A 19,508-nucleotide genomic window follows, 5' to 3' on the forward strand; every position below is an offset into this window, starting at 1 on the left:
GGCGCATCGGCGGGCGGCTGCCCGCGGGCCGCGACGCGGGAGCGGAGCCGCTCGAGCGTGGCGGAGCCGGAGTCGCCGCGCGACGAACGGCGGCCGCTGCGCAAGGGCGCGAGCGCGGCGGCGGCGAGCCGCTGCCACGGCACGTGGAGGCGGCGCACGGCGATGTCCGCGAGCCAGAGCGCGAGCGCGGCCATGAGCAGGACGCGGGACAAATCGCGGACGCGCTTCTTCGGCACCGTCTCGCCCCCAAACGCTTCCTCCGGCTTATCGACCGCAAGTACGCGGCCGCCGGTAAGCTCCGCCAGCTGCTTCAGCTTCTGCCCGCCGTCATCCGCACCGATACGGTATTCCGGCGAGTACGGAATGACGAAGCCGGTCGTAACGCCTGCTGATTTACCCGACTCGGCATCGCCCCCGACTGCGGTAATATTCGTCAAATAGACGCCGGGCTTCGCAATATCCACCTGCCCGGTGTATTGCCCGGGAACCGTCGGTTCCAGCGTCACTTCCGTTTGCTTCAAGCTTTCGTCCGTTACGACTGCCTTCAAATCGCCTCCGTATCCGTCCCCGCCGCTGGCGACGTCCAGCGTCGCGGTGCTGCCGTTCAAACGGCTGGTCAGCTCGAACGGTGAAGACTGAAATTGCGGAAACGTCCATTTGACGATCCGGCTGAATACGTCCTGGAACCGGTCCCAGCGGGTCCAATCTCCCGACCATTTGCCCGACAGATCGCTCGTCCAAGCAACCGCTTTGCCGGCCCCGTACTGCCAGCGGGCCAGAAGCGGATCGGGCTCGGGACTCGTCAGCGCCACTTCCGCCGTTTCCTTCGGCGTTGTAGCGATATAAGCGTTGATCCGGGGAGCTCCGCCGGCGAACATTTCATTCCATTCCGCCGCCTGACCGACCGCCGGTACGAACGGCTGGTCGACGATGTAGGTGCGCGAGATGAGAACGGCTTCCCGGCTGAAGATGGCCGGGACCGTGCTCTGGTCGTTCGTGAAGTAGTATCTGCCTTTCGCGAGCTGCGCGAGCCGTTCGAGCAGCTGAGTGTCCGCGCCGTCTCCGATCGCCACCGACGAAAGCGTAATGTTGTCCTTCGTCATGTTTGCGGCGAGCGTCTCGTAGCTTTGATTCGTCGAGGACTGTCCGTCCGTGAGCAGTATGATATGCTTGCGCTGGGCTTCTACATTACGCAGCTTGGCGTAAGCTTGATCGACCGCCGAATAAATTTCCGTTCCGCCATCGGCCGTAATCGAGTTGACTTGCTCGGTCACCTTCTTCGGATCTTTCAGCAGCTGCGGCTCGACGACCCACCACGGAGAAGAATCGAAGGCCAGCACGCCGATCGTATCTTTTTCCCGCATCAGCTGGATCGTGCGCGATGCGGCCTCCTGCGCCAGTTGAATTTTGTCTCCCGCCATGCTGCCCGATTTGTCGATCACGAGCATAAGAGCGAGAGAAGGAATTTCCCGTTTGCCGCGCAAATCCATATATACCGGCAGCGCCCGTTCGATCGGCGTCTTGAAATAACCTCCCAGCCCGAAGCTGTCTTCGCCGCCGGTCATGACGAGCCCGACGCCGTAATCCCGGACCGCCTGCTCGATCATCAGCATCCGCTTCTCGGATAGGCGGGTCGCCGCGACGTTGGCGAGCACGATCGAATCATAGGCCGAATAATCAGTCAATTCGACCGGGAGGACTTCGGGTGTGAGCAGATCGTAAGGGATTAGGCCGGAATCGAGAACGCCGGCCAAATTTTTCGCGGCCCCTTCGCTGCCTTCCACGAGCAGCACTTTGGGAGGGCCGGACACGCGGCTGAACGAGTAGGCGGCATTGTTGGCCGACACTTCGTCGCCGTTCGCGTACAGCTCCGCCCGATACCGGTGAAGCCCCTGCTCCTTGGCCAAGCCCCGCAGCGCAAACCGGTTCTGGCCTTTGTCCAGCATCACCTGCTGGCTCGAAATTTCGCGGTTGTCCTCATAAATGCGCAGCTCCGCGGTGGTGGCGAACGTGCTGGACACCGCCACCTCGAGCGAGTACTGCTCCGCCTGATACAGCTTCTCCGGCAAGCGCAATGTATCCACCGAAGCATCCTTGCGCTCCTTGGATGGCAGCGGAACGACATCGACCGGTATGCCTTTGTCCCGCAGCAGCTTGCCCTGCCGGAGCATGTCGCCCACATTTTCCCGTCCGTCCGACAGCAGCACGATTCGTGGCGAAGCGTCTTCCGGCATCATCGTTCCGGCGAGCTGCAAAGCTTCGTCCAAACGGGTGAACTGCGTGTTCACTTTGCTGCTGAACGAAAACGATTGAATGTCGGAGCCGTCGGGATTTTTCTCGACCGCCGCATCGAGACCGGCCGATACGACGCCCGCCGCATCATCCTCCGATTTGGCCGCGGCCGTCTGGCGGATCCAAGTCTCGAGCCCGGCAGCGTCCGTCATGCTGTCCGACCGGTCGGCCACGAATACGATCGCTTTACGTTCGATCGTGGCATAGCTTTGCAAGCCGGCTAGCGATAAGATGAGCGTCAGCAGCACCAAAGCGCGCAGTCCGACGGCTATCCTTCTGCGCCAGCCGGCGAGCCGGGAGGCGGTCCTCCATATCCATGCGACGTATACGGCCGCAGGCGCGAGCAGCAGAAGAACGAGCGCCGATTCAAACTGAAGTCCCACGACGGTACACCCCCCATTCCCATACGACAACCGCCAGGACAAGCACTACGATCCATCGCCACAGCGCAAGCGGTGCGCCCTGACGTTCTCCGGCCTGCTCCCCCGATCCCGCTTCGCCGTCAGACGGCGAAGCCTGCGCAAATTTCAGCTCCGTTTGGCCGGTACCGGATTCCCGGGAGTCGGCGGCAACCCCAAGCCATCGAACTTGAACCGTTTGGCCCGCCTCGTCTTTTTCCTCCAGCTTGTAAAGCCCCGGCTGCAAAGGGACCGTCTGGACGGAAGAAACGATTCCGGACGCCTTCTCCGCCTCCGAAACCGTTTGTCCACCTTCGGCGTTTATCCATTTCGCGGCCGCGGCGGCAGGGGCAACGGCGATCTCCTTGCGCTCGCCCGCGACCGCCCTGCCCAGGCTTCCTCCTTGTGCCGCGGTCAACCACCCCAAGGCGTTTTGCACGAGCACGGGAAACTCCGTTCGCAAGGGCAAATCGCTCTGCTGAAGCGAAAATGCGATCAACAGGCGGGGCTGTCCGTTCTCCGATCCGGCATACAGAAGCGGAACGTCCTTAGCCGAGACGATCGGCTTCCCCCACCCGATACGGTCCGGCTGCAGTACGGAAGCGACGTGGGTATCCATCAGCTTCAAATAACGGGTGACCGGATGCTCCTCGATCGAATAGGGGGCCGCCGGAACCGCCGTTTCTTTCCCCGCATAACCGGAACGGATATACAGCACCGGCTTGGAGGCCAGCCATTTGCTCCACTCCGCGGAGGCAAGAACCGAATCCGTCACGGAATCGACCGCGACAACGTCCGGACCGTTGCCCGTTTTTTGCGAACTCAACCACGCCGCGGCCCCATCCGGGTCCAATTTGGTCACTTCCGCCCCGGCGAGCTGAAGCGCTTTTTCCAAAAACAGATTGCCCTTCCCGATCAGCAAAACGTTTCTCGGACGGTCGCCCTCGAGAAAGGCATACGAAACGTTGTCCGCCATCATGGAGTCGCCTTTTCCGATATCGAGCTTGTACCAATCCGCCGATTCCAGCCGGTCGAAATAGACGGAGGCTTGCTTGCCGGGCTCCACCGGAACGGTACGCACCTCCGCCAGCTTGCCGCCGGCATATAAGGCAACTTCGGCTTGCTTGGGCGTATCCCCCCAGTTTTTGAGGGACGCGACCGCGGTAACCGAACCGGCGGCCCCCCCGGCGCTCTTCACGCCGAACTGGGTCACGCTTACGTTTCCGCTTTGCGCCGCGCCAGCCGACTCGACACGCTCCACCGTTACCGGCACTGCAAACGTCAGGCCCGACACCGGCTCGGTGAACTGCCCGTCCGTGAACAGCCTTATTTCAGACTCCGGGTCGCTGCGCGTCAACGCGGCGGCGAGAGACATCGCTTCCATATAGGCCGTTTTTCCGTACGCGGGCTGGATGCGGGCCAACGTTTCGCGCAATTTGGCCGGGTCGGTTTCGCGCGACAGCAGCACCTCCGCCTGCTCGCCCATGCCTAGCAGCGTGATCGCGCTGTCCGACGCTTCGTTTTCCGCGAAGTCCCCGATCATCCTTTTTGCCCGCTCGAACCGGCTCTCCGCAGTTCCATCCGGCGAGACGATGCCGGACGTCATACTGGCCGATCGGTCCAGTACGATGACGACATGGGCTTTCGCCGTCCGCTGCGATGACAGCCACGGCTGCATCAGAGCAAGCACGAGCAATGCCGCCGCGAGAAGCTGAACGATCATGAGCAGCCGATTGCGCAGCTTCTGCCAAGGCCGGTTCGCCTCCATATCTTTCAGTACGCGATTCCAGAGCAGATGGCTCGACACGCGCGTGTCGACGTATTTGCGCTTGAACAAGTACAGCAGCACGATGGCCGGGAGCGATAAGCCGAACCATAAGCTCGCGAGCGAATCGAAATGCATGACCACCACCTCCTCGCGGACGGATCATAAGCCGCCGCCTTTATTGAAGCACTCCGGTTTGCCGCATCGTCGTCGCAATCCACTCGAGAACCGGCACATTCGTAGGCGCAAGCGCGTAAGCGATCCCCCGTTCGTGACAAAAGCCGCGAAGCGATCCGGTATAAGCATCCAGCGCTTCCTTATAAGCTTTCAGCACTTTGCCGGACATCGCCACTTCTTTACCTGTGCCGGTCTCGACATCGACAAGCCTCAAATCCCCGGAGTATCCCGGGTGAAGCTCCTCCGGAGACAGCACCTGGACGACGACGACCTCCTGCCTTGCGGCAAGCCATACATTCAACGTTTCCCTGACTCCGGTTTCATACAAAAAGTCGGAAAAGATCCACGTCATGCCGGGCAGCCTCGGAAGCGCCCCCGGCTGCGTCAGCGCCTTCTCCATATCGCCAGCGGTCTCCGGCCCGGCTTCCTCCAAAAACCGGAAAAGCCGCCGGGCCGACGCTTTGCCCCGCATGACCGGCAGCACTCCACATACTTGATCGCCGAAAACGCCGGCGCTCACCCGGTCGTAACCGGCAAGCGCCATATAACCGATGCAAGCGGCAAGTCTCTTCGCATGAAGCAGCTTATTCCAGCCTCCGGCAGACTCTCCGCCCGTATTCATCGAAGCCGACACGTCGACCCACAGCTTCACCTGCAGCTCCCGTTCGTCATGAAACAGCTTGACGAACGGCTTGCCGCTTCTTCCATAAGCGTTCCAGTCGATTTGGCGTATATCGTCGCCCGGAGCGTACAACCGGTAATCGGCGAAGTCGAGCGACGCTCCCGTCTGACGGGATTTGCGCTTGCCCTGCATCGTACCGCGAATCCGGTTTTTCGCCGCAACGGTCATCCTCTCCAGCCGGAGCAGCGTCTCCGAATCGAGAGCCAGACGATCGGCGCTCATCGACGGCTCTCCATGGCGGCCAGTACGTCCCGCAAAATGCCGTCCGTCGACATTCCCGTCGCCTGTCCTTCGAAATTAAGAAAAATGCGGTGACGCAGCGCCGGAACCGCCACCTGCTCCACATCGTGAAACGAGACGTTCAGACGTCCGGCGCAGAACGCGCGCACTTTGGCGAGCGATACGATCGCTTGAATGCCGCGCGGGCCGGAACCGAATTGGACGTAGCGCTTCACCGATTCCGGAGCGTCCGGCTCGGTCGGATGCGTGGATAGGAGCAGTCTGATCGCATAGTCAAGCACGTCGTCCGCCACGAGCATTTGCTTCGCCGTTTCCTGAATCTGGATGATCGCCTCGCCGTCCGCCGCCTTCGACGCTTGAATGGTCGCAGGCGAAGTCGTGCGCAGCACGATTTCCTTCAATTCCTCTTTCGTTGGGTAAGACACGATCATTTTCACCAGAAACCGGTCCAGCTGCGCTTCCGGAAGCGGGTACGTGCCTTCGTTCTCAAGCGGATTTTGCGTCGCCAGGACGAAAAAGGGCTTCGGCAGCTTATGCGTTTCCGCGCCAACGGTCACGGTTTTCTCCTGCATCGCCTCGAGCAGCGCGCTTTGGGTTTTCGGCGTCGCCCGGTTTATTTCGTCCGCGAGCACGAGATGGCCGAACAAAGGTCCCCTCTGGAAACGGTAAGACGTCTCTCCTTGCCCGCCGAATTGAATAATGTTCGTTCCGGTAATGTCCGCCGGCATCAGATCCGGCGTGAATTGGATGCGCGAGAAGCTGAGGTCGACGACGTCCGCAATCGTTCGCACGAGCATCGTTTTCCCCAAGCCCGGGATGCCTTCCAGCAAAGCGTGTCCTCCCGCGAACAAGCACCAGAGCATTTGCTCGACGATATCCTTTTGGCCGACGATAACGCGCCCGATCTGTTCGCGCACCGCCGCGACTACGGCGAGCTGCCGCTCCAGCTGCTCTTTGGACTCCATCATGTGAACCCCTCCTATTCGTTCGTGGGTCGAGCGTTACCGGTTCGGCTGAATTTCGGTAAAATAATCGCGCACCAGCTGCTGCATCGTTTGCGGAAGCTGCGATCGGGCACGCGAACGCGCTGCCTCGGTCTCATACTCCGAGTAAACTTCCTCATACGGCCGCGAAGCGCCGTCCAGCGCGGGAGCCGAACCGCCTTGGAGGATGTCGCCGCCGCCGCTTCGGACAGGTCCCGAATCGGATTCGGGATTGCCACCTCCGATTTGTGTTCTCGGCGTGTTCACCAGTCCGCGCGAGCCGTTCCCGGTGCCGCCCGCCAAGCCGCCGGCTCCCGAGCCCGCGCCTCCGCTTCCGGAGCCCGTCCCGGCACCGCTGCCGGCTCCCGAGCCGCTTCCGCTACCCGCGCCGGAACCGCTGCCTGCGCCCGCTCCCGCGCCGGAGCCGCTGCCCGCTCCTCCGGCTTGCCCGGGCTGCGCGCCTGCTCCGCCTTGACCCGGAGCGGCACCGCTGCCCGGCTGCTGCCCGCCGGGCTGACCGGCCGCCGCCGACGACGCCATGCCGGCGGCTATGCCGTTCGCGCCCCATGCGGGCGAAACAGCTCCGCCTTGCGCCATCATCTGCTGGGCGGCCTGCAAGCCGGCCTGCGCAATTTGCCCTCCGAGCTGTCCCGCTTGCTGGGCCAACATCATCTGTGCCGCCTGAGCATCCATCGATTGGGCAAGCGCGTCGCTCAGCGCCTTCGTCGCCTCCTCGCTCAGTCCGCCAGCTTCCTTAGCCTCGTCCGCCAGTCCGCCGAGCGACTCCTTGAGCTTCCGTTCGGTCGCTTCATCCGGCGATTTCGCCGTCTCCGCCAATTGCTCGAGCGCCTTGGCCAGCTGCTGCTTCTGCTCCGGCGTCATGCGGGCGACCTGCTCCCGCAGCCCTTGCAGCGCCGAGTCCATCGCTTCGCGGTTCATTCCGGCCAAGCTGCGCGCCAATTGTTGCAGAGCCGGACTCGCTTCCATCTGCTTGGCCCATTGCTCCGCCTGCTTCCGCTCCTTATTCGCCTGCTCCTCCAGCTCCTTCAGCCGATTCATCGCGCGCTCCATCTCGTCCAGCGCTTCTTTCGCCGTATCGCTCTCGTGCAGCCCTTCCGCAAGCTTCCCCAACTGCTGCTCGAGCTTCTGCAGTTCCAGCGGCGGCAGCTTCTTCGCTTGGAGCTCTTCCTTCATTTGCTCCGCTTTATCGGCTTGCTCCTCGATCCACCGGTCCTCGGCTTGCCGTTTCTCGATCACGCCGTCCATCGGATTGGGCCATAGGAGCAGCCCTGTCATGACGGCGAGCAAACCTACCAGCAAGCCGAGCTTCTTCGGATTTTTCGGCATCGGCAGCCGTTTCCTTGCATCGCGGGCGAACGTCTCCGCGCAGCGGATCGCTTCCTCCCTCTGCAGCCGGGCAATTGGCGTATCCGCATCCCGGTGCGCGAGCGCCGTGCCGATCCTCTCCTCCAAGCCGCCGACACGGTCCATCGCCTGTGCCGCTTCTTTGTCGCCCGGCTTCCGATACACCGCCCACAAAAGGCAGACCACCATCCCTGCAGCCGCTATGCCTATCGCCGTATAACGGTAATAAGCAACCGGGATGAAACGCCCGATCGCTGCCAGCACACAAGCCGCAGCCGCTCCGGCCGCAAGCCCCGACAGCCCGAGCCGGACCACGCGGAGCAGTAGGAGCCGTCTGCGCACTTTGGCGATATGGCGAAGCAATCCATCATTTTGCATGGGATACATCTCCTCTCAGAGTGTGCCGATCCGCACGGGCATTTCGGCTATTACCTATGCCTCTTCAGCCTCGGCCGCAAAAACCGGATCGACAGCAGCATCGCAACCGCAGCCAAAATCAAATGAAACGGAACGAATAAATGCCAAAGCTTGATCCCGGTCCAGCTTCCGCCGAAAAACTCCTGCGAGAAATTCGGCTCGAATATGCTGATCATCGCGGCAAGCGGATTTATGCCGATCAGGATGCCCGATAGTTCTCTGGCGGCATTGTTCGTTACCCCCATAATGAAGATCGCGGCCAATCCGGTAAACACGTATAGAAACAAGCCGACCCCGTACGTAACGATCAGCGACACGACCGTTTTCTTCAGCAGCGTCGAGAATAGGACGCCGAGCGAGCCGAGCGCGATCATCACGAGCACATAAAACCCGAACACGGCGACCAGCTGGCCCGGCGATATTCCGCCGAACAAAAATACGATGCTGTAAACGGGCAGCGTCGCGAACACGATAAGAAACATGAAGCTCAGCGCGGAGAACAGCTTGCTCAAGATAATGGTCGTCGAGCTTTGCTGCGTAGTGAGCAGGATGTTGAGCGTCTGCTTCTCCCGCTCTCCGCTGATGACGCCGGCCGTCAAGCCCGGAGCCATGAAACAGACGAGCACGAGCTGCGCGCCGCTCAGGAAGTAAAACAGCATGCGGCTCGACTCCGGCGTAAATCCCCGGCTGCCCCGGTTGTGCATCTCCAAGTAAATGTACCCGAGGGCGAGCAGGCCGATGACGACCAAATAAGCAAGCAGCGCGAGCGGAGAACGGATCGTGCGCATGCGCAGGCGGAATTCTTTCTCCAACACTGGATTGATCCACTTCTGCTTCCAGCTCATGTACGCACCCCCTTCGTAATTTCCAGGAAGACGTCTTCCAGGTCGGTCTGCGCCTCATTGAATGTCAATACTTTATATCCCCCGGAGACGAGCAGCTTGAGCAGCTCCCACTGCTCTTCGTCCCGGCCGCCGAAATGGATATGGATGCCCAACTCGTCGTGGAGAACAAGCGAGATGAGCGGCAGCTCCTTCAAGAAGGCGACCGCCTCCGCCTCCCGGTCCATCAGCCTCAGATGCAGCACGCGATTCGCCCTCATCCGCTGCTGAATATCGGTAACTTTTCCTTGCGCAAGCAGCACTCCGTTCTCGATGACCCCGATCTCGTCCACCATCTCCGCCAGCTCCGGCAATATGTGCGAGGAGATAATGATCGTCTTGCCCATCGATTTCAGTTCCTTCAATATTTCCCGCATTTCAATCCGCGCGCGGGGATCGAGGCCGGAAGCCGGTTCATCCAGAATGAGCAGCTCGGGGTCGTGAACGAGACTGCGCGCGAGACATAGCCGCTGCTTCATCCCACGCGACAGCGAATCGACATAAAAGTCGGTTTTGTCGCTCAAGTTGACCAGCTCGAGCAGCTGCGGAATGAGCTTGAGCCGTTCGGCTCTCGGAATCCCATAGCTGGCCCCGTAAAAATCCAAATACTCCGTTGTCTTGAAGTTGTCGTATACTCCGAAAAAATCCGGCATGTAGCCGATCAGGCGGCGTACCTCCTTCGGATGCTCGGTTACCTCGTACCCGCCTACCTTCGCCGTTCCGGACGTCGGGAGAAGCAGCGTGGCCAATATGGACATGGTGGTCGATTTGCCCGCTCCGTTCGGCCCGACGAAGCCGAACACGCATCCTTTGGAAATCGACAAATCGAGCCGGTCCAGCGCCGTAAACTGGCCGTATGTTTTCGTAAGCCCGCGTATTTCGATCATTGCTTCTTTACAGCCCCTTCCGCACTCAGAGCCGGATAAGTAAACCGCCCGTTGTTTTGACTGTTCGTTACTTTCAGCCGGATTCCGTTCCCGCCCGTCAGCGCTTCCTTGATTTGATCGGCGTTCAATTCGGCCTGTGCGCCCTGCAGCACGCTCCATGACTGCTTTCTCTCGTTCCACAGCTCGATCTTGAACTGCTGCTGAACGGCCATCGCAAGCGTCACCTTCTCATACCGCCAATCCGTACGGTCGGGGAGCCTGTAAAGAAGCGTCATTTCGCCGCTTCCCATCTCGATGCCTCCGTTATAATAGGAGCTCATATGCGTCGCGTTGGAAGATTCCGTTAACGGCACGATAACGCCTGCCGGAATAAACACGCTGCCGCCTTGGGAATAGTCCGGCTTCATCTGCTGCACATACAAGTCGATCCGTTCGGACTGGACGTCTTTGCCGTCGATTTTGAATACATTTCCGCTCGTTTTGGCAAATCCGAGAATGTACGGCTCGAGCCGTTGGCTGTTCATCTGCCCGTTCCAGTTGCTCTGCGAGAAGCTGTTCAGCAGAGACCGCTCCCGCTGCATCATATCCTGATTGCCGGCATACGGAAAAATGAGATTGCCCCACTGGGGATCTTTCATCCCGACTGAGCCGCCAAGCGAAGCTTGGAACTGCTTCTTCTCGCCCGGCTTCATGTCGCCCAACCGGTACCACTGGCCTCCGAAAATCAGTCCCGCCTCATACAAGTCGTTTTTCGTATTGTTGGTAACCTCGCCCTTCGCGCCGGAGGCGTCGAACCGGATCGTGTAATCGAACTTGCCGGCATCGTTCACCGATTCTTGCGCGGCGAACGCCTTGCGGACGGACCAGAACGGAACGTGCGCGAATGCGGCTACCGTCTTGTCGGCCTCGGAGCGGATGATCATGTCCGCGTCTCCGGGCTGCAGCTGGCGTCCGTCGTTAACCGTCAGCGGCGAAATGTTCCGTTTGCCGCTCCACTCCAGCTCGTAGCTTCCTCCGCTCGGCACGAATACCGAGGACGCGGCCATGCGCGTCGCGGTTCCCGTCCCCGACAGCTCGTTGATGCCCATCGTCTGAGCCAGCGTCGAGCCTCTTCCGGACGCCCCGATTCCATAGATGATCAAGCTCGTCACGATCGCGACCGACGGGATGGCGAACCACGCCCACTCCCGCTTGTCGATTTTTTTCAATACGAAGTACATCGCCGGGGCGACCAATATGGCATAGGCAAGAAACAGCAGCGTCAATATGCCGTATGCCGGCGGAATAAGCTGGGGAAACACTTCCAGTGCGTTGTTCAGCTCCCATAAGCCGTTCTGTGCACCGATTCGTGGGCCTCCGATCGAAGGCGTTGCGGAACCGAATAAGATGCGCTCCCAAAGCGCGGCGTTGCCGCTCCACGACGCGACCGGCTGGAGAGCGAGATCGTACGCGACGTACGTTACCGCCCCTTGACCATACGGGGCGCTGGCGACTAACGGAATGCCGTTTTCGGAGAACAGCGTTTCGCCCGATTTGACCGTCGCTTTGGCTACCGTAAACGGGCCGTTCAAGACAAGCTCCTTCCCCGTCGCCTGGACGAACTCCGTCATGGCCGAGACCGAAGCGGTCCCGGCAGCCGTCACCGGAGATATGGCTTCGAATACCGAAGCCGTTTTCGCATACCCCGCTCCTCCGGCCAGCACGAGCCTTCCGCCCCGCTCGACCCAAGCTTGTATTTCCTTTACTTGCTCCGGCTTCAATGCATCTGTTGACGTATCGTTGAACGCGATCACGTCCAAGGCGTCCAGCATGGTAGATTCCCAAGGAAAATCGCCGATGGCGAGAGGTGTCAACTGCAGCGGGTTGCCTCTCTGATTCAATAAAGACAAGAAATTGAGCGTGTCCGGGTCTCGCGCCATAATACCGACCAGGTGCGTCTCCTGCGAAACGGGTCTTGTCTCGATCGATACTTTGCCCTGCGAGAACGGAATCGGCTCGCCTTTGTCGACCGATTTGTCATAGAACGTGACGACGTTGTTGGTCGCGTTCATATTGACGCCGGGCAGTGTAAACCAGACGATCTTGGTGCTCTGCTTCGGCAAGTCGACATGCTTGGCGTATACGATATTTTTCCCGTTATCCCCGGTTGTCCGTACGGTCAAATCGCCGGATACATCGTCTCCCGGGTTCGTTATCGTCATCTTGACCGGGAACCACCGCCCGTCTTTCATTTTTCCGTCGAAGCCGTGTTCAATGGCAATATCCAACGGTTGTTTCACGGCATGGGCCTTCCCGGTCCCGACCAGAGACAGTCCCGAGCCCCATATCGCGAATATCATCGCGATCCCGATCCAGCGGGCCCACATTGCCCGCATGCTGCGCCGAATTTCCACATCCGTTCCCCTTTCCGTTACGTAACAGTTCTCCCTCATTATAGACGAGCCGCGTTTCAAAAGGTTACATCGATGTTGTCTTGTCCGCTTCGATTTTTGTCGTATTTTTTGCGGCCAAAGAGGATTTGGGCCGCATTCGCTGAATTTCTTCTTCATGTATGCACGTATAGGGAGGTTAAACCGTTGGATCATTTACCAGTACCTGAGCTGCTGCCTTTCACGGCAAGAAACGGTAGCACGCTTTACGCAAGGAAATACGAATCGAATGCGGATACCGCCGTTATATTGCTGCACGGCATATCCGAAGACGGCCGATATTTGCACCCGTTCGCTTCTTACTTAGCGGGGAGCGGACTCGCCGAAGTTTACGTTCCCGATCTGCGCGGATACGGCCCTTCTCCAGAACGACGCGGAGACGTGGACTACGTCGGTCAGTTGGATGACGATATCGAAGATTTGCTAGCCGTTGTGAAGCGGGATCGTCCCCGGTCCAAGATTGTTATGGCCGGACATTCCGGCGGCGGGGCGACGGCTCTCCGTACTCTGGACAAGGCGTACGCCGAAGCGTTCGACGGCTATTTGCTTCTGGCCCCGGCCATTCACCCCAGTGCTCCCATTAATAAGCCAAGCGGCCCGACCTCCACAGTCAAAGTCGATATCCCCAAAATCGTCCTGCTCACAATGCTCAACGGAATCGGGTTCCGTCTATTCAATCATTGGACCGTACTGCGCAACGAATGGCCGGACGAAAAAAAACACCCCGGAGCGGCGCTCGAACTGAGCTACCGGATGGCGGCATCCCGCATACTCGGCTCGAAGTACGGGAAGACGCTGCGCAAACTGACGAAGCCCGCGCTCGTGCTGGTCGGCAGCGAAGACGAGCAGTTTCTCGCGGACCGATACGCCCCTTTCCTCGCCGAACTCAACAAGGCGGAAGTGATCGTCGTCCCCGGATCGAACCATGACGGCATTCTCACCAATGAACGTACCTTCATGGAGACGGCGCGCTGGTTGAGCAGCTGACTATTGCAGACTAAAACAAAAAAATCAACCATCCTTATACGGAGGTTGATTTTTTTCAGCTTCATTCCCGTTATGCAGCCTTGCCGGCCGTGAGCGACTTTTTCCAGAAAAAGCCTGCAATGATGACAAATATCGTCGTAACGACCGGAATGCTCCAATGCGCCGTTACGTTGTGGTGCAGCACATAATTTTGCATCTTCTCGTCGCTGACGAACATTTCGCCGGCGGTATAGCCCAGTATGCCCGCGCCTGCGTATACGAGAATCGGAAACTTGTGCAGCAAATTCATGACGAGCGTGCTGCCCCAAATAATGATCGGTACGCTGAGGCCGATCCCGAGGATAATAACCGTAATGTTGCCTTGCGCTTTCGCCGCGATAGCCAGAACGTTGTCGAGGCTCATGACCAAGTCGGCTACGATGATCGTCCAAATAGCCTTCCCGAGAGACGACGCTTGCTTGACGTTGGCATGACTGTCGTCGTCCGCAAGCAGCTTCACCGCTATCCACAGCAGAAGCAGTGATCCCGCAGCCTGAATGTAAGGCACCGAGAGCAAGTAGACGGCTACTACGGTCAAGACGAGACGGAGTCCGATCGCGCCGAACGCCCCCCACCATATCGCCTGCTTTCGTTGGTGCAGCGGCAAGTTTTTGCTCGCCAGCGCGATGACGACCGCATTGTCCCCGCTAAGTACGATGTTGATCAGCATAATTTGCAGAAACAATAACACCCAATCCAACATATCGAATCCTCCTGCCTTCGTATACGGATTACGTTTCGCAGCCCGTTTGACGCTCCGTTTTTGAATTCCGGGCGAATACATGCGTACAGGCCATATATATCCGTTTTTTCGCGAAAAATGTATGTTTAAAACAATCGGTCTTCTTCCGACTTGTCGTCGGGCTTCAGAAGCAGCGTTTCCGTTCGTTCAACCGCTTCGCGGATCGCCTCCGGCAGCCATTCCTCCATCCATTGCTCCTGCCGTTCGACCACCTTCAGGCTCGGATTCGTGGACGGCGACTTCGGTACGAACAGCGTACAGCAATCCTCGTACGGCAAGATCGAGGTCGAAAACGTACCGATTTTTTGTGCCAAAGGAATAATTTCCAGCTTATCCATCGTTACGAGCGGACGAAGCACAGGCAGCGATGCGGCACGGCCGATTACGTTCATGTTGGCCAGCGTCTGGCTCGCCACTTGGCCCAAGCTTTCGCCGGTTACGATCGCGAGCGCCTCCCTGCGTTCGGCCAGCTGTTCGGTGATGCGGAACATCGCCCGGCGCATGAGCGTAATAATCAGGTTTTCCCGGCACGTTTCTTTCAACCGCGTCTGAATGTCCGTAAACGGAACGAGATGAAGATGGATGGACCCGGCATATTCGGCGAGCGAGCGGGTCAAGTCGATTACTTTCTGCTTCGCCCGTTCGCTCGTGTATGGGTAGCTGTGAAAATGAACGGCTTCGATACGAAGGCCGCGCTTCATCGCGAACCATCCGGCCACGGGGCTGTCGATTCCCCCGGACAGCATCAGCATCGCCCTGCCGTTGCTTCCAAGCGGAAATCCGCCCGGACCGGGAACCGATTCCGAATATACGAACGTTTCCAGATGACGGATTTCAACGTGTAAATCTACCTCCGGCTCGTGAACGTCCACCTTCAAGCCGTCAAAGTGTTTGAGTACATGACCGCCGAGCAGACGATGCAGCTCGAACGTTTCATGCGGAAATTGCTTGTTCACGCGGCGGACGCTGATTTTGAACGTTTGCGGCGTGCGCGGCAGCCGGTTCATCGCGAGCAGTACGGCCTCTTCGATCGCCTTCATGTCGGGTATCGTTTTGATCGCGGGGCTGAAGGAAAGCAATCCGAACACTTTGCCGAGCGCCTTCTCCGCTTCCTCGTAAGACTCCCCGTTCAGCTCCACGTACATTCTTCCGTAAGACTCCGTCCGGAGCGCGGCCTTCGGAAGCGGCTTCAGCACCCGTTTGATTTGCTGGACGATCTGGTTTTCGAACCGGGACCGGTTTCTTCCTTTCAACATAAGCTCGCCGAAGCGAAGCAGGATCACGTCTGTTCTCACCGGTACCTCCTTAATTGCTGCAACGTACTCTCCATCGCAAGCGCCAGCTTGTCGATTTGCTCCGGCGTATGGTCGGCGGAGAAGCTTACCCTTAGTCCGCTAGACGCCCGCGAATGATCGGCCCCCAGCGCCAGCAGCACGCGGCTCGGCCGATCCTCGCCCGACGAGCAGGCGGATTTGGTGGAAATATAAATATCGTGCTCTTCCAAGGCATGAACGAAAACCTCGGATTTGATTCCCGGGGCGGAGAAATGAACGATATGCGGAGCCATGTCCGTCTGCCTTTCCGAGCCATTATATACCAGACCGGAAATATTATTAATATGGGACAATAACCGGCTCCTTAATCCGGCCATTCGGTCGGCCGCCTCTTCCCGGCGCTCCATCGTCATCCGAAACGCTTTGGCAAAGCCGACGATGCCGGGTACGTTCTCCGTTCCGGAGCGCAGTCCTCCCTCTTGTCCTCCGCCGATCAAGACCGGCTGCAGTTGGATGCCGTTCCGCCTGTACAATAATCCGGCACCTCTCGGTCCGCGAATTTTGTGCGCGGATGCGGAGAGCAGATCGATTCCCCATTGCTTGGGGTGAACCGGAATTTTGCCGACGCTTTGCACGGCGTCGACATGGAACAGAACACGCCGGTTTTGCTGAAGCGCCCGCCCGATTTGTTCGATCGGCTGAATCGTACCGATTTCATTGTTCACGTGCATGACGCTTACGAGCATCGTATCGTCGCGCACCGCTTCGAGCACGGACTGCGCGCTTACTTTCCCGGTGCCGTCAGGCATGACGTAAGTCACCTCGTAACCGGCCCGTTCCAAATATTGAAACGTTTCGTACACGGAAGCGTGCTCGATCGCTGTCGTAATCAAATGTTTGCCGCGGGCTCCGTACTGGAGCGCCGCTCCGAGCACAGCCAAGTTGTTGCTCTCCGTGCCGCCCGAAGTAAAAACGATTTCGTCCGGCGACGTCTGCAGCAGCCTCGCGATCAAGTCCCGGGCTTTCGTCAGCATTCTCTCCGCATCGATCCCGAGCTTATGGATTGACGACGGATTGCCGTAATGTTTGCCCATCACTTCGCCGACCGCTTCGATAACTTCTTCGTAGGGCGGCGTTGTTGCACAATGATCGAAGTACAGCATGATGATATAACTCCTTTGGGCATGTCGGTCGAGTCGCAAAATAAACCCCGCAAAGTGGAGTCTTGGCTCCGATGATCATCCAGGTACTTTGCGGGGACCCGAAACTTATGAATTGCAAAAAAGACGATCAATGCCGCTCAGACGGAGGCATTGATCGTTATGGTGCCGGCGGTCCTAACACCGCTGATTCATCCACTGTTATGTTGCCGATCCGGTTGTGCCCGTACGAAACGAGTCGTACTGCTCTTTCCGTTCCAGCACTTTGCCGACGTATTGCTGCGTCTCCCGAGGCAGCAGGTGAAGCCTTTCCTTCAAGTCGGCATCGGTACGGATTCCGAGACGGTCCACTCGCCCGGGGCCGGCATTATAGGCCGCCAAGGCGACTGCTTCATTGCCGTTGTATTTGCGCAGCAAGCCCGCCAAGTAACGGGTGCCTCCTTCGATATTTTGCGCCGGATCGAACGGATCGGATACCCCCAGCCCACTGCCCGTGCTGTCCATCAGCTGCATCAGCCCTTTGGCGCCGGATGATGAAACCGCATAAGGATTGAACGAAGACTCGGAATGGATGACCGCTTTGACCAGTCCGGGTTCGACGCCGTACCGCTCGGACGCTTCCTCGACAATCGGATCGTACGCGCTCGGTTTTGCCGGACCGAATGCTGAACGCTGCATGCTGTGAAGAGCGGCATTGGCGGAATAAGCCGACACCGGCATCTGGTATCCGCCCGATCCAAGCGCCGCCCTGGACACAGCCGCTTTCCCTTCCGCAGCCTTTTTCCCGAGCAGCGATTCAAGAAGCGCGGAGAAATCGCCCGCATCCTCACTAGAGGCATTGCGCAGCGATAACGGATCGGACGTTTGGAATTGCAGCTGAAGCAGCTGGGTGATCAGTCTCGGATCTATGCTCATGGGTAATGCCTCGCTTCAAGAAATAGGTTCATGCTTATTGTACACCGTTTTGCGGCGGACGAACAGTCCGATCTTCCAAAAGTTGTCCGAACCGATCCAGCCTTTCTTTGAGAATATTGCCACGTCATTTTGTGCATAATGGTTGCATACCTTAAGCAACCGACCTACAATTAACAACCGAAGGGTGACGATGCATGTTCGCTTGGTTCAACCGGATCAACTTGTTGTGGGCGTTCATTTTGCTTGCTGCCGCTCATGCCCTATTATACTATTCGTTGCACAATCCCAATTGGGTCATGCTGGCGATCCTCGCCGCCCTGGTCGATACGGGCGTCATTGCCGTGATCCAAACTGTCAGCCGGGTTTCCCGCGGAGAAGCGGACAAATAATGCTTGTTAATAAGAAGGGTATGTAAAAAGCGTCTGTCCGCACCTATGCGGAAGACGCTTTTTGGTTTGGACGTCAAGTGTAATAGGGTACCAAGACGAAGTAAGCGATAAGAGCTATACCTCCCAAGACGGCAGACCACGTGCCGAGTGTTCGGCTTCCCTGCACAAAGGCAATAATGCCAAGCACGATAGCGCTCAAGCCCAGCAATACCGGGTAAATGAACATGGATGCTATCGCCAGCACGAGGCCGATCCATCCTATCGTTTGTCCTCCGGTGCGGGCTGTCGCCCCTTCCTCCGAACGATAAGCTTCCGCGTTTCTTTCCTCGGGACGATCCGGTACTTGATTCGCGAACATCGGTCCGGGGGCTACCTCGGTACCAAATTCCTCTTCGAACCGGTCATCGGCATTTGCCCGACTTTTATTCGGTTTCTCGTCTTTATCGTAGTACTCGTCGAAACGATCCACTGGAGCATTACCTCCTTATTTGTACGGTCAAAGCCGTACGAATGTTTGCGCGTTACTTCTTTGCATTTACTTCTGTTTGAACGTATGACAGCATGTAGCAGATGAAGTCGGAGCATAGTCTTTATGATCGGAATCGAAGCTTTCTCCGGCGAATTCTTCATCGAATTTGGCTTTCGCATGGCTGTCGATCTCGATCATAATGGCGTCGGCGCGGCAGTTGTTGTTCTCGCCCCAGAAGGCGCAGTTCGATACGCTGCATTTTACCAATGGCTTTACCATCGATCATCACCTCCGTTATTCAAGATTCCCGATCATTACGCCGCCTATCCGAGGGGGTCATTGTCAATACCGGAGAACACAAAATAACCACAAAGTGGAGTCTTGCTTCGAAGTTATTCCAAGTACTTTGCGGGGACCCCGAAAATATGAAATCTATACACACAAAAAAAAGATGCGGCGCAAACCGCATCTTTGCTCTGGTTCCGTATTATACCCGATCGCCCTGCATTCTTTTCTGGGTCACATAGTCCGTTTCATAATAGGACAAATCTTCGCGCAGCTCTTCGAAAATTTTGGACAGCTCGATCGTCAAGTTGCGCGCTTCACGGCTGGGCTTTTTGCGGAAACGAATCGCGTCCTGCCCCGTGTAGGCATAACGGCCGTCTTCCGAGTAGCATTCGTTCTGCGGGTAATAAAACCCGTTGACGCAGTTATGGTAAATGTCATATAAGGAGCGTTCCGCGAAATCTTCGTTAAAGTTCGGACGACGCAGGCTGACTCCCAATTTCTCATAGGAAACTTCGCAAAATACGAGCAGGTGACGCGTATCGGACAAGTACCCGCGATAAAATTCTTCCATGGCCGGATCACTTTCCGTCAGTAGCTGCGGCAGGCTGTAATGGTTCAAGAACACTTCCATTTTGGCGATAGCTACTTTTAACTTTGTCCGGGTCGTTTCGCATAAATTTTTCACTTGGCCCGTTGTCATATCGTTGACCTCCTCATATGTCGGAACGG

17 protein-coding genes are annotated in these 19,508 nt (G+C 58.0%); 2 read left to right on the forward strand and 15 right to left on the reverse strand.

Annotation, left to right across the window (positions count from 1 at the left end):
* The 8 genes from FE783_RS31770 to FE783_RS31805 form a co-directional block, all read right to left on the reverse strand.
* Positions 1–2,675, reverse strand: a 2,675-nt coding sequence (locus FE783_RS31770) for a VWA domain-containing protein (protein ID WP_138883429.1), incomplete at its 3' end; no start/stop codon positions are given.
* Positions 2,659–4,593 (reverse strand): vWA domain-containing protein, encoded by a 1,935-nt coding sequence (locus tag FE783_RS31775; RefSeq protein ID WP_138883430.1) that lies wholly within the window; start codon positions 4,591–4,593, stop codon positions 2,659–2,661. The genes FE783_RS31775 and FE783_RS31770, both read right to left, overlap by 17 nt.
* 40 nt (positions 4,594–4,633) lie before the next feature.
* Positions 4,634–5,536: a DUF58 domain-containing protein gene (locus tag FE783_RS31780; RefSeq protein WP_138883431.1), complete on the reverse strand. Its 903-nt coding sequence runs from the start codon at positions 5,534–5,536 to the stop codon at positions 4,634–4,636.
* Positions 5,533–6,522 carry an AAA family ATPase gene (locus FE783_RS31785; protein ID WP_420799785.1) on the reverse strand — a complete coding sequence of 330 codons (990 nt, stop codon included), beginning with the start codon at positions 6,520–6,522 and terminating at the stop codon, positions 5,533–5,535. Before FE783_RS31785 ends, FE783_RS31780 begins: the two co-directional genes overlap by 4 nt.
* 33 nt (positions 6,523–6,555) lie before the next feature.
* The gene (locus tag FE783_RS31790) at positions 6,556–8,280 is read right to left on the reverse strand and encodes a phage tail tape measure protein (RefSeq protein ID WP_138883432.1); all 1,725 of its coding nucleotides are present in this window, start codon (positions 8,278–8,280) and stop codon (positions 6,556–6,558) included.
* A 50-nt stretch (positions 8,281–8,330) separates the two neighbouring features.
* Positions 8,331–9,164, reverse strand: a complete 834-nt coding sequence (locus tag FE783_RS31795; RefSeq protein WP_138883433.1) for an ABC transporter permease — start codon at positions 9,162–9,164, stop codon at positions 8,331–8,333.
* Positions 9,161–10,087: an ABC transporter ATP-binding protein gene (locus FE783_RS31800; protein ID WP_138883434.1), complete on the reverse strand. Its 927-nt coding sequence runs from the start codon at positions 10,085–10,087 to the stop codon at positions 9,161–9,163. Before FE783_RS31800 ends, FE783_RS31795 begins: the two co-directional genes overlap by 4 nt.
* Entirely contained in the window at positions 10,084–12,480 is a 2,397-nt protein-coding gene (locus tag FE783_RS31805) for a DUF7408 domain-containing protein (RefSeq protein WP_158302155.1), read from the reverse strand. The genes FE783_RS31800 and FE783_RS31805 overlap by 4 nt, the downstream gene beginning before the upstream one ends.
* A gap of 183 nt (positions 12,481–12,663) precedes the next feature.
* Between FE783_RS31805 and FE783_RS37765 the strand changes: the two genes are divergently transcribed.
* Positions 12,664–13,503, forward strand: coding sequence for an alpha/beta hydrolase (locus tag FE783_RS37765; RefSeq protein ID WP_158302156.1), 840 nt, complete (start codon positions 12,664–12,666; stop codon positions 13,501–13,503).
* Between the two features lie 70 nt (positions 13,504–13,573).
* Here FE783_RS37765 and FE783_RS31815 read toward each other — a convergent pair whose 3' ends face one another.
* The 4 genes from FE783_RS31815 to FE783_RS31830 all read right to left on the reverse strand — a co-directional run bounded on the left by FE783_RS31815 (position 13,574) and on the right by FE783_RS31830 (position 17,633).
* Complete coding sequence (locus tag FE783_RS31815; RefSeq protein ID WP_138883437.1) at positions 13,574–14,245, reverse strand: TerC family protein; 672 nt, start codon at positions 14,243–14,245, stop codon at positions 13,574–13,576.
* Between the two features lie 125 nt (positions 14,246–14,370).
* Positions 14,371–15,579: a tRNA uracil 4-sulfurtransferase ThiI gene (gene thiI, locus FE783_RS31820; protein WP_138883438.1), complete on the reverse strand. Its 1,209-nt coding sequence runs from the start codon at positions 15,577–15,579 to the stop codon at positions 14,371–14,373.
* Positions 15,576–16,721 (reverse strand): cysteine desulfurase family protein, encoded by a 1,146-nt coding sequence (locus tag FE783_RS31825; RefSeq protein WP_138883439.1) that lies wholly within the window; start codon positions 16,719–16,721, stop codon positions 15,576–15,578. Before FE783_RS31825 ends, thiI begins: the two co-directional genes overlap by 4 nt.
* Before the next feature lie 198 nt (positions 16,722–16,919).
* A complete protein-coding gene (locus FE783_RS31830) occupies positions 16,920–17,633 on the reverse strand; it encodes a lytic transglycosylase domain-containing protein (protein WP_138883440.1) in 714 nt (237 codons plus the stop codon).
* Positions 17,634–17,827: 194 nt separating this feature from the next.
* On the opposite strand from FE783_RS31830, the gene FE783_RS31835 reads away from it, so the two are divergent.
* A complete protein-coding gene (locus FE783_RS31835) occupies positions 17,828–18,022 on the forward strand; it encodes a hypothetical protein (protein WP_138883441.1) in 195 nt (64 codons plus the stop codon).
* Between the two features lie 73 nt (positions 18,023–18,095).
* On the opposite strand, the gene FE783_RS31840 is transcribed toward FE783_RS31835, so the two are convergent.
* The 3 genes from FE783_RS31840 to FE783_RS31850 form a co-directional block, all read right to left on the reverse strand.
* Positions 18,096–18,491 carry an MntP/YtaF family protein gene (locus FE783_RS31840; protein ID WP_138883442.1) on the reverse strand — a complete coding sequence of 132 codons (396 nt, stop codon included), beginning with the start codon at positions 18,489–18,491 and terminating at the stop codon, positions 18,096–18,098.
* Between the two features lie 66 nt (positions 18,492–18,557).
* Positions 18,558–18,770 (reverse strand): DUF1540 domain-containing protein, encoded by a 213-nt coding sequence (locus tag FE783_RS31845; RefSeq protein ID WP_138883443.1) that lies wholly within the window; start codon positions 18,768–18,770, stop codon positions 18,558–18,560.
* A gap of 208 nt (positions 18,771–18,978) precedes the next feature.
* Positions 18,979–19,479, reverse strand: coding sequence for a YpuI family protein (locus FE783_RS31850; RefSeq protein ID WP_138883444.1), 501 nt, complete (start codon positions 19,477–19,479; stop codon positions 18,979–18,981).
* Between the last annotated feature and the right edge of the window lie 29 nt (positions 19,480–19,508).

The organism is Paenibacillus mesophilus (genome assembly GCF_005938385.1).
GTDB lineage: Bacteria > Bacillota > Bacilli > Paenibacillales > NBRC-103111 > Paenibacillus_AB > Paenibacillus_AB mesophilus.

What these genes read in the sequence shown, in the direction of transcription:
- FE783_RS31775 (WP_138883430.1), bottom strand. Translation starts at nt 4,593, where the DNA reads ATGCATTTCGATTCGCTCGCGAGCTTATGGTTCGGCTTATCGCTCCCG.
- FE783_RS31780 (WP_138883431.1), bottom strand. Translation starts at nt 5,536, where the DNA reads ATGAGCGCCGATCGTCTGGCTCTCGATTCGGAGACGCTGCTCCGGCTG.
- FE783_RS31785 (WP_420799785.1), bottom strand. Translation starts at nt 6,522, where the DNA reads ATGATGGAGTCCAAAGAGCAGCTGGAGCGGCAGCTCGCCGTAGTCGCG.
- FE783_RS31790 (WP_138883432.1), bottom strand. Translation starts at nt 8,280, where the DNA reads ATGCAAAATGATGGATTGCTTCGCCATATCGCCAAAGTGCGCAGACGG.
- FE783_RS31795 (WP_138883433.1), bottom strand. Translation starts at nt 9,164, where the DNA reads ATGAGCTGGAAGCAGAAGTGGATCAATCCAGTGTTGGAGAAAGAATTC.
- FE783_RS31800 (WP_138883434.1), bottom strand. Translation starts at nt 10,087, where the DNA reads ATGATCGAAATACGCGGGCTTACGAAAACATACGGCCAGTTTACGGCG.
- FE783_RS31815 (WP_138883437.1), bottom strand. Translation starts at nt 14,245, where the DNA reads ATGTTGGATTGGGTGTTATTGTTTCTGCAAATTATGCTGATCAACATC.
- FE783_RS31825 (WP_138883439.1), bottom strand. Translation starts at nt 16,721, where the DNA reads ATGCTGTACTTCGATCATTGTGCAACAACGCCGCCCTACGAAGAAGTT.
- FE783_RS31830 (WP_138883440.1), bottom strand. Translation starts at nt 17,633, where the DNA reads ATGAGCATAGATCCGAGACTGATCACCCAGCTGCTTCAGCTGCAATTC.
- FE783_RS31835 (WP_138883441.1), top strand. Translation starts at nt 17,828, where the DNA reads ATGTTCGCTTGGTTCAACCGGATCAACTTGTTGTGGGCGTTCATTTTG.
- FE783_RS31845 (WP_138883443.1), bottom strand. Translation starts at nt 18,770, where the DNA reads ATGGTAAAGCCATTGGTAAAATGCAGCGTATCGAACTGCGCCTTCTGG.
- FE783_RS31850 (WP_138883444.1), bottom strand. Translation starts at nt 19,479, where the DNA reads ATGACAACGGGCCAAGTGAAAAATTTATGCGAAACGACCCGGACAAAG.